The sequence below is a fragment of the Rheinheimera sp. genome, from assembly GCF_020217005.1.
In the GTDB taxonomy this organism is placed as follows: Bacteria; Pseudomonadota; Gammaproteobacteria; order Enterobacterales; family Alteromonadaceae; genus Pararheinheimera.
Window position 1 is genome coordinate 1 of sequence record NZ_JAIWOI010000287.1, and the last position, 10,000, is coordinate 10,000.

General features: G+C 49.7%; 8 protein-coding genes. 3 read left to right on the plus strand and 5 right to left on the minus strand.

What is annotated here, in order from left to right; translation table 11 throughout:
* On the plus strand, nt 1–1,506 hold a 1,506-nt coding region (gene mutS, locus LDL40_RS13945; RefSeq protein ID WP_300995996.1), incomplete at its 5' end, for a DNA mismatch repair protein MutS.
* Nucleotides 1,507–1,556: 50 nt separating this feature from the next.
* Nucleotides 1,557–3,497, plus strand: coding sequence for an alkaline phosphatase D family protein (locus tag LDL40_RS13950; RefSeq protein ID WP_300995997.1), 1,941 nt, complete (start codon nt 1,557–1,559; stop codon nt 3,495–3,497).
* A 71-nt stretch (nt 3,498–3,568) separates the two neighbouring features.
* On the opposite strand, the gene LDL40_RS13955 is transcribed toward LDL40_RS13950, so the two are convergent.
* Nucleotides 3,569–4,324 (minus strand): SDR family NAD(P)-dependent oxidoreductase, encoded by a 756-nt coding sequence (locus LDL40_RS13955; RefSeq protein WP_300995998.1) that lies wholly within the window; start codon nt 4,322–4,324, stop codon nt 3,569–3,571.
* Between the two features lie 137 nt (nt 4,325–4,461).
* On the opposite strand from LDL40_RS13955, the gene LDL40_RS13960 reads away from it, so the two are divergent.
* Nucleotides 4,462–5,379 (plus strand): AraC family transcriptional regulator, encoded by a 918-nt coding sequence (locus LDL40_RS13960; protein ID WP_300995999.1) that lies wholly within the window; start codon nt 4,462–4,464, stop codon nt 5,377–5,379.
* Here LDL40_RS13960 and LDL40_RS13965 read toward each other — a convergent pair.
* The 4 genes from LDL40_RS13965 to LDL40_RS13980 all read right to left on the minus strand — a co-directional run.
* The gene (locus tag LDL40_RS13965) at nt 5,343–6,224 is read right to left on the minus strand and encodes a transglutaminase family protein (protein ID WP_300996000.1); all 882 of its coding nucleotides are present in this window, start codon (nt 6,222–6,224) and stop codon (nt 5,343–5,345) included. The genes LDL40_RS13960 and LDL40_RS13965 overlap by 37 nt on opposite strands.
* A 62-nt stretch (nt 6,225–6,286) precedes the next feature.
* Nucleotides 6,287–8,770 carry a circularly permuted type 2 ATP-grasp protein gene (locus LDL40_RS13970; RefSeq protein ID WP_300996001.1) on the minus strand — a complete coding sequence of 828 codons (2,484 nt, stop codon included), beginning with the start codon at nt 8,768–8,770 and terminating at the stop codon, nt 6,287–6,289.
* Nucleotides 8,771–8,778: 8 nt separating this feature from the next.
* Entirely contained in the window at nt 8,779–9,738 is a 960-nt protein-coding gene (locus LDL40_RS13975) for an alpha-E domain-containing protein (RefSeq protein WP_300996002.1), read from the minus strand.
* Nucleotides 9,739–9,741: 3 nt separating this feature from the next.
* The coding region (locus tag LDL40_RS13980) for a circularly permuted type 2 ATP-grasp protein (protein WP_300996003.1) at nt 9,742–10,000 on the minus strand (259 nt) is incomplete at its 5' end.

The window sequence follows — 10,000 nt, forward strand, 5'->3', positions numbered from 1 at the left end:
CTGCGCAGTGCAAGGCCCCGTGATTTCTCGCGTTTACGTGCTGCGTTGCAGTTATTGCCGGAGCTGTCGCCTGAACTGACTCTGTTACATAGCCCTTTATTGGCGCAGCTCTCTGCTAAATGCCAGCCGTTGCCAGAGCTGTGTGATTTATTAGAGCGCGCTATAGTGGATACTCCACCTATGCTGATCCGTGATGGTGGCGTAATAGCATCAGGCTATAACGCTGAGCTGGATCAATGGCGTGAACTGGCAACAGGCGCTACGGATTATCTGGAGCGGCTGGAGCAACGTGAAAAAGAGCGTACCGGCATAGCCTCGCTCAAAGTGGGTTTTAACAGAGTAGCAGGTTATTACATTGAAACTGGCCGCAGCGCTGCCGATCAGGTGCCAGCGGACTATATTCGCCGCCAAACCTTAAAAAACAACGAACGTTTTATTATTCCTGAATTAAAAGAATACGAAGACAAGGTACTGGGCAGCCAAAGCAAAGCTTTGGCGTTGGAAAAGCAGCTCTACGACGAGTTATTTGATTTAACAGCGCCTTATCTGGCTGATTTACAGCAACTTTCCGCAGCTTTGGCCGAACTGGATTTGCTGACCAACTTCGCAGAGCGCGCTGAACAGCTGAACTACCATCAACCTGAGCTAACTTCTGAGCCAGGTATCCAAATTGAAGCAGGCCGTCACCCTGTGGTGGAACAGGTGATGACGGAGCCTTTTATCGCCAACCCACTTAATCTGTCGCCAGAGCGACGTATGTTGATGATTACAGGCCCAAATATGGGTGGTAAATCGACGTATATGCGCCAGAACGCGCTGATCGTCCTGATGGCTTATATAGGCAGTTTTGTACCGGCTGAGCGCGCTGTCTTAGGCCCTATCGACCGCATATTCACCCGGGTGGGTGCATCCGATGATTTGGCCTCAGGCCGTTCTACTTTTATGGTGGAAATGACAGAAACCGCTACTATTTTGCATCATGCGACGGCTCAGAGTTTAGTGCTGATGGATGAAATAGGCCGAGGTACCAGCACTTATGATGGTTTGTCTTTGGCATGGGCCTGCGCTGAATACCTGGCGCAGCAACTCAAAGCCATGACCTTATTCGCAACTCATTATTTTGAACTGACCGAACTGGCCTCGCAGTTGCAGGGCTTAGCCAATATTCATCTGGATGCGGTCGAACACGACGAACACATCGTATTTATGCATCAGGTGCAAGACGGCGCTGCCAGTAAAAGTTATGGTTTACAGGTAGCACAGCTGGCCGGTGTACCCCGGGTGGTGATCCAAAAAGCCAAACAAAAACTAGCTCAGTTGGAACAACAATCTGTGGTCAGTGCCAAAGCACCAGCAGCGGCTAAAACAACAGAACCGCTGCAACAACAATTGTTTGTCGAAGCCGAACCTCATCCAATACTGGAACAACTGGCTAAGCTGGATCCGGATCAGCTATCAGCCCGTCAGGCTTTGGATTTGTTGTATCAACTGAAAGAGCGCTTGTAAAAATGGGTTAAAAAAGGAGTGTTGTTATTTCTGAATTGAGTTTAGCTACAGTGACTGACACAACGCCTCTGGTCTGGGCTGGCCCATTGTTACGTCGTCTGACGCCAGACAGGTTCTGCCTTTGGTTGGCCACCTCTGAACCTGTAACACTGAAACTTGTACTGCTACCTGAACAAGGCGAAGCTTTGCCGTTTGAGGCAAATCAGCTGCTACCTTTTGTGCAGCAGCTCCAACTAGCCGGTCAATTGTATCTGTATTTTCTGGATGTAGAATTGGCTGAAGCTCTGCCGGTTAACCACTGGATTAGTTATGATCTGCAGTTAAAAACCAGCAGCAGCGACTGGCAAAATTGGCGGCATTGGGCCTCAGACTTAGTCTATCCGGGTCGGGATTTACCTGGTTTTATCATCAAACCGCAGGTGCATTCAGTATTGCATGGCTCCTGTCGCAAACCACATTTTACTTCGGGTGATGCGCTAGTCCGTGCCGATCAGCAACTCAAAGACACAGCACCAGAGCAATGGCCTTCCTTGCTGATGTTAAGTGGCGATCAGGTCTACACAGACGATGTGGCAGCACCTATGCTGTATGCCATTCATCAGTTGATAGCCAAACTGGATTTTGCCGATGAACAGCTACCTTGCGCAACCTTAAGCTCTGCGCATGAACTGCATAGCAAAACGCCCTATTACTACCAACGTGAAAAACTGCTGCCAGCCACAGAAGCCAGTTATCAGGTCCTCAAACAGTTGTTTCAGGGCGCCAAAAAGCCGGTGTTTACCACAGACAGTGCACACAACCATCTGATCTCTATGGCCGAAGTATTCTCGATGTATCTGCTGGTCTGGTCGCCTGCGCCTTGGCAGGGTCTGGAATTACAAATGCCAGATGAGCTGCTTGCACGTTTTAGTACGGATCGGCAAAAGCGCTGCGCTAGCTACTGTAAAAACCTGACAGACTTTAAAGCAGGTTTAGGCCAGGTCAGACGTTTAATGGCTCACCTGCCTGTGGCTATGATGTTTGATGATCACGATATTACCGACGACTGGAATTTAACTGCAGAGTGGGAAAAAACCGCCTACGAGCATCCTTTTTCCCGCCGTATTATTGGCAATGCACTGATGGGATATTTGCTGTTTCAAGGCTGGGGGAATGCGCCAGAGAAAGTACAACGGTTGCTGCCTTTGTGCCAACAAGCATTGAGCCAACCAGGTACTGCAGCTCATGATGACTGCATCACTCGCTTGCTTAAATTCTCTGAATGGCATTACAGCTGGCCAACCCAGCCGCCTTTATTAGTACTGGATACCAGAACCCAGCGCTGGCGCTCTGAGCTATCGATGGAAAAACCTTCGGGCTTAATGGATTGGGAAGCTATTACTGAATTGCAGCAACAACTGTTGGGGCATGACGCTGTATTGCTGGTCTCCCCCGCCCCTGTGTTTGGCGTCAAACTGATTGAAACTATTCAGCGAGTTTTTACCAGCTTTGGTAAACCTCTGATGGTCGATGCTGAAAACTGGATGACTCATCCTGGTTCTGCCTACGCACTACTGAATTTATTCCGCCATCCAAAAACACCACGCAACTTTGTCATTTTATCCGGTGATGTGCATTACAGTTTTGTCTTTGAGGTAAAACTGCGCCACAAAGAGCAAAGCCCGTCAATTTGGCAAATCACCAGCAGTGGCCTGAAAAATGAGTTTCCACACACTCTACTGGCTATCCTGGATACAGCCAACCGCTGGCTTTACGCTTCGCGCTCACCATTGAACTGGTTTACCAAAAGACGCCGGATGAAAATCACTCACCACAAACCCATAGGCGAAACCAAAGGTCGCCGTCTGGTCAACGCTGCGGGGATAGGTTTACTGGAGCTGACTCCTGAAGGTGTGCCATGCAAAATCCAGCAGCTCTGCTCTGATGGTGACACCGTCAGTTTTGAGCTGGAAAAAGGCGATGATGAACTGACGCAGGATTATAGTTTGTAGTAAAGGGTTAAATCAGAGCCTTTAGATAAAATAGCTGCACCGCATAACAAATGGGTGCAGCTGTAACTATGTTAAATCCCCTGCCCACCAGACACTTCAATACGCTGTGCATTGACCCAACGCAGATCTTCCGATAATAAACTGGCCACCATGGGGCCAATATCATCCGCAACTCCGACCCGGCCTAACGCCGTCATATCGGCGAAAAACTTATTAAAGTCCGGCGTATCGCGAACGGCACCACCAAAGAAGTCTGTTTCTATGGCTCCCGGTGCAACCGTATTGACCGCTATACCACGAGGGCCGAACTCTTTAGCCATATAAAGCGTCAGCATTTCTACTGCAGCTTTGGCCGCTGCATAGGCCGCCCAGCCAGGCGCTGATACCCGGGTTAAACCAGTGGATAAATTCACAATACGACCGCCATCTGCCAGCAAAGGCAACAGGGTTTGGGTCAGAAAAAATACCCCTTTAAAGTGCACATTCACCAGCTGGTCAAATTGAGCTTCTGTAGTGTGCTCAATCAGGGCATAGTCACCATGACCAGCATTATTGACTAAATGATCAAAAGTATCGCGTTGCCAGACGTCAGCCAATAAAGTGCGAAGTCGGGCTGCAAAGCTGGCAAAACCAGCAACAGCGGCTGTGTCTAACTGCAAAGCTACAGCTTTGCGTCCCATGCCGCGGATTTCTGTCACTACGGCCTGCGCTTCTTGTTCGCGGCTTTGATAAGTAATAATGACATCAGCGCCACGACGAGCAATGTTCAGTGCCGTATTGCGGCCAAGGCCACGACTAGCTCCAGTGACTAAAGCGATTGTAGTCATGTGGTTTCTCCTCTGGTTTAAGACCAGGCCATACTAAAGAAAAGTGGCGGCAGGGTATTTACCGGAAGATACGCATTTTTTGCTTAATTCTCCAAAGCCCTTGGTACTTACTCTGCCGATAGAGTAGATTTACAACCATGAAAGATGCATTGTTAAACACTGTGCGCCGTTATGTCGAGGCTTATGCCAACCCCAATGGTCTTGCACAAACGCCCATTTTGGGCCTGACCACTATTCGCTCGAATAGCCCGAGCGGGTTGGAGTATGCTATATCCCGTCCGCTGGTTTGCCTGGTGTTGCAGGGTAAAAAACAAGTGGTGATGGGTTCTGACGTTTTTGACTTTAGTGCCGGAGACTCCTTGTTAATCAGTGCCGATGTGCCCACTATCAGCCAAATTACCCAAGCCAGCCCGGACGCTCCTTACATTTCACTGGTACTGGATTTGGATTTGAGTGTCATAGCAGAACTGACAGAGCAGATGGTACAGCCCAGACAAAGTTCGCAGGATCCTGTGCAGGTTCAGCCTACCGATCAGCTGGTTGCCGACGCCGCTTTGCGTCTGATGAATTTATTAGACAGACCAGAATCTGTGCCGATACTGCACAAACAACTGGTGCGGGAGATGCACTATTGGTTGTTAGCCGGACGCCATGGTGCGGCCATTCAGAGGCTTGGTTATCAGGACAGTCATGTCCGGCAAATCGCTAAAGCTGTGGCTGTGCTCCGGACTGAATTCCGACAGCCACTGCAGATGGAGCAATTGGCCGCGCTGGCAGGCATGAGCCCTTCGTCCTTTTATCAACACTTTCGCTCTGTCACTTCCTTATCCCCCCTGCAATTTCAGAAGCAGTTACGGCTGATAGAAGCACGGCGTTTAATGCGTGCCGAAGGTTTGAAAGCAGGCAGCGCTGCTTTTGCTGTAGGTTACGAGAGCGTGCCGCAATTCAGCCGTGAATACCGCAGGTTCTTTGGTTTGACGCCGCTACAAGACAAAGAGCAAGGTAAAGCCAGTGCAATTCAGACAGGCACAACGTCCACTTCCACTTCTAACTGATGCACGCCATGGCCCTGCAACAGGCCTTTTAATGGCACTACGTCTGCATAATCACGGCCATAAGCTAAGGTAATATGGCGCTCTGCCGGCATCAGGTTATTGGTCGGGTCAAAATCGACCCAACCCAGTTCCGGATCGTAAACCGCAAACCAGGCATGTGAGGCATCTGCACCTATTAAACGTGGCTGGCCTTGTGGTGGTGAAGTTTCCAGATAACCACTGACATAGCGACAGGGTATACCTAAAGCTCTTAAACAGCTGATCGCCAGTTGAGCAAAATCCTGACAGACGCCCTTTTTATGCAACAACACTTCAGACACGGGTGTGACGACTGAGCTAAATTCTGGGTCGTAGTCAAACTGCAGGAAGATCAACTCTGTCAGTTGTTTTGCCAGCTGCAGGACGGTGAACTTCGGGTCGGCTATGCTCTGGATCAAAGCCTTCGTTTCATCAAGCAGCGGGATCATCCGGCTTGCACCTGTGCACAACAAAGCCTTTAGTTGCTCAGGCGAATAGTTTTGCTGCTGGTGAATACAGGCTGCGGCTTGAGGCCAGGGCTGAGTTAAATCCAAAGCCAGATTCTGCTGTCGCGGCAACACCTCAACCATAGAGTAAGCAGTTACAGCCAATTGCTGATGTGGAGGTTGCAAGTGGATAAAGTGCTGAGTATTGCCAAAAGTATCTGTTCTGGCATAAACAGAAGAAGCTGTGGGTGCTACGTCCAGACTGAAACTACAAAGCTCCTGACCAGGTAATTGTCGTGGCTGCAGACAAGCCAGATTGTAACTATTGGCCACAGGATGCTGATAACAATAACGGGTCAGATGGCGGATCTGATACTTCATAAGTTTGACCTTGTAGGGGCGGGACTCGTCCCCGCCCGCCTGAAATTCAAATCAATGCCCATTTAAAAACTCTGCCAGGAAGTGCCAGCTTCGGCATGGCTAAAATAAGACAGTGTGATGCTGTCGGACAATTGCCTCAGTACAGTATGCAACTGCTGTAACAATCGGCTCAGCTCTGGTGTCGCCATCAGTTGGTCATCAAAGAGGTGCTCTGGTTCAGCCAGTTGTAACAAAGACACCAACTCCACAGCCAGTTTTTGCTCACGACTCAGCACAGCGGCTGCGCCTGGCTTAGGCAATTGCTGAATTTGACTGGCAAGACGGGCACACTGATAACCAACAGAGCGTGGCGTGCTGTCGTCCAGCAACAGTAAGTCAATCACAGCCAGCGGATGTAATTCTGTTTTATAGCGGCGCCTGTAGGTCATCAGCGTATCTGTCATCCGCAATACGGACTCCATCAGGGAGGCACTGCAGCTATGGCCCTGTTCAAACACAAACACTTCCTGCAGCAAAGTGACGCTTTGTAATGCCCTTTCCAGATGCTGGCCCAGGTCCATAAATCGCAGTGTTTGAGTACGGCTCATGGTTTCGTTATTCAGACCATAAATAGCAGTTTGCAGTAAAATCACTTCATCCAGTAAACGCACCATTTGCTGTGGTTGTTGCCAGTTCAGCGGATGAGGCCATTGGGTCAGTGCCAGTTGTAATTTATCCAGCACATACCAGGTATCTTCGCTGAAGTATTCCCGCACCGACTGCGCATTAAACAATAGATTTTTCAGTACTTGTGCTAAACCAGCCGGATGCTGCAGGGAAAAGAGTTCACTTAGCGACTGCTGTAAGGCGCTGGTTTGCTGTAAAGAACTTAAAGTTGCACTGTCAGGCAAAGTGCCATTGGCCTGCAGACAAAACCGGACTAAAGCTCTGCTGTCATGGTGCTGACTTGCGCTGGCCTGAAGACTGCTTACTCCGGCACTGGTCAGTAGCGGCACCGTATAACGTAAAGCCCGACAGACTAAATTCAATCGCTCGTTATAACGACCCAGCCAGAACAAATGGTCGGCCACCCTGCTGGGTAACAAGCCACTGTGACGTGACAACAAAATACGTTTTTGGGTATTTTGCAGCAAGCTGACCGCGTGATCCTGATCAGCCAGTACCCAGACATCTTTAGCAACAAACCCCATAGTGTAGTGGTGCTGCAAACTAAGCGGATCCGGACTGATACGCGCCAAAGCGCCTGGCATCACAGCCGGACTATGCTGCTCGGATAACAAACCAAATAACCGCAACACGCCATACTGTTGATGCTCGCCTTGAGTGGCATTCCAGCAAGGCACAGTGCTTAAGGGCAACAAAGGAATGGCAATATAAAGACCGGGATCAGCCAACAGTTGCTGTTGCAACTGATGTTGCTGTATCGGATCCAACTGAGCCCAGAGCCAGCTTTCGCCAGTATCAACCCGGCGTAGCCTGAAGGCTTTGGCATCAGACGACACCTGTAGTAACCCTTCTGGATCACCGCACCAAACCGCCGCTGTGCTGGGCAACTGTAATTCTTCCTGCAAAAGCGCACGGCACAATTGCGGTAGAAAAGGCAGTAGCACACCAGAGTCTAATAAGGCTGCTCCTGGCGGATTGGCACACAACAACTGTTGTTGGCGGATGCTTTGCAATAAACCTGCAGTGCCCGTTGAATCCGGGTCCAGTTCCAGGGCATCACAACGAGCATCGGGTAAATACCGCATTAGGCTGTCGACCTGCTGTAAACCTGTGACTGTTTTAAGCCATAAAGCGCCGTCTTTAAACATCAGATCAGCACTGTGCATCAAAGCTATGTCCAGGTAATTGGCTAAAAAAGCATGTTCAAAATACGCTGCGTCCCTTTTGCCATGAGTTAATAAACCACAAAGAGGTCGTCGCCCTTCGGCGGTATGGCCAGTGCCCTGTGCGAATACTAATTGCAGTTTCCGGAAAAATCCGGCCAGCTGACTCTTGCCTATGCTGTGATTCAACTCGCCGATACAGTGGTTAAACGCCAGTCTGTGTTCTAACACAAAACCCAGCCCTGCCGGCATTTGGCTCTGATCGGCATAGACGCAAAACTGGCCTTTGCTATCCCGGCCTATATCCACCGCCAGCAAGCTCAGCCACTGCTGGTGATTAGGTACTAGTTGATGGCAAGGCAACAAATAGTTTTTATTCTGAAAAATCAGTTCAGAGGGCAATAATCCTTGCTGTAACAGCAATTGGGGCCCGTATAAGTCTTGCAGAACCAGAGCCAGCAGCAATTGACGCTGTTTTATACCCGCCTGGATCTGCTGCCATTCGGCATCGCTGATCAGCCAGGGCATTAAATCCAGCTGCCGTTGCTGTTCCAGCCAGGGATCAAAAGTAGCGCCATTTTCCCGCAGTTGATGCTGCAGTTCGGTATACATCTGCAGCAGCTGTGGTTCAGCCTGTTGCTGCCACCACAGTTGCAACTGCTGCCACTGCGGCAACTCTGTCCAGAGCTGCTGTTCGTTGAAGATCTGATCTTGCACTATCATCCTCAAGCCGACATTTGCTGGCTGAGCTCTGAGGAAAACTCCAGTGGTGGTGTGCTAATGACCTGATGCAATTCAATAATCCCTGTCTGAAGTTGGTCGATCAACTGATGAAGCTGACCCGTCGTCAATTCCGCTAAGTTTTGTGTTTTTAACAAGTCTTGCAACAACCAGACCCTTTGCAAAATAGCGCTGCCATGAGGCAAAGCTTTGGCTGAAGCCGCCACTCTATGCAAACAATAGGCGATGGAGCGAGGGAAGTCAGCATAAGTCAGTAAGTAGTCCACCGCATCCACTTCGGTATGTTGATGCGCCAGATAGTAGTGATAAGACTCGACACCGCCCAGAGCATTTAATATTGAAATCCAGCGAAAACGTGGTCGCTTGATATCGGTGGGCTGCAACTGCTGTAATACCATCACATCCATAATACGGGTCGTCATATCAGCCCGCTCCAGATGCCGGCCTATATTGAACAGATCAAAGGCATCACTGCGCAGCATAGTACCGTCCAATACCCCAACCACCATTTGGCAACGACGGCTCACCTCCGTCATTAACCGGTATCTATGCTGACGTCCCTGCAACTGCTGACAATGCTCCTGTAAAAACAAATCCAGTGAATTCAGCTCTTCCCACATATCCCGGGGGATCAGTTGCCGCACTGTTCTGGCATTTTGTTTCAGTGCGCTACAGGCTGCTCGTATTGACAGCTGACTACTGGCATCTGTAATTAAAAATCCCATCACCTGCTGCTCTAGCGTTAGATCGCTGGCAGGCAGCTGACTCAAAAGTTCAACACTATTCTGCCCCAGCACATCCAATAACAAAGACCAACTGAACTGGCTGTCTTTGTGGCTATCGATCAGCAAATGGCTGGTGGCATTAATTAAACGGGCCGTATCGTCCAGTCGCTCCAGATAACGACCTAACCAGAATATATGATCCAGAGATTTTAATAACATAAATCAGACCTCATCGTTGATGATCCAGGTATCTTTGCTACCGCCGCCTTGCGACGAATTGACCACCAAAGAGCCTTTTTTCAGCGCCACCCGGCTTAATCCACCAGTGGTGCAATACAAATCCCGGCCCTGCAAAATAAAGGGTCGTAAATCCAGGTGCCTTGGTTCCAGTACGCCGTCACATAAAGTGGGGGCCGTGGATAAGGCCAGAGTCGGCTGGGCAATAAAATTCCGCGGATTGGCTTTTATTGCTTCGGCCATT

Excerpts from the sequence above, each read along its gene's own strand:
- LDL40_RS13960 (WP_300995999.1), top strand. The coding sequence starts at position 4,462 with ATGAAAGATGCATTGTTAAACACTGTGCGCCGTTATGTCGAGGCTTAT.
- LDL40_RS13975 (WP_300996002.1), bottom strand. The coding sequence starts at position 9,738 with ATGTTATTAAAATCTCTGGATCATATATTCTGGTTAGGTCGTTATCTG.
- LDL40_RS13965 (WP_300996000.1), bottom strand. The coding sequence starts at position 6,224 with ATGAAGTATCAGATCCGCCATCTGACCCGTTATTGTTATCAGCATCCT.
- LDL40_RS13955 (WP_300995998.1), bottom strand. The coding sequence starts at position 4,324 with ATGACTACAATCGCTTTAGTCACTGGAGCTAGTCGTGGCCTTGGCCGC.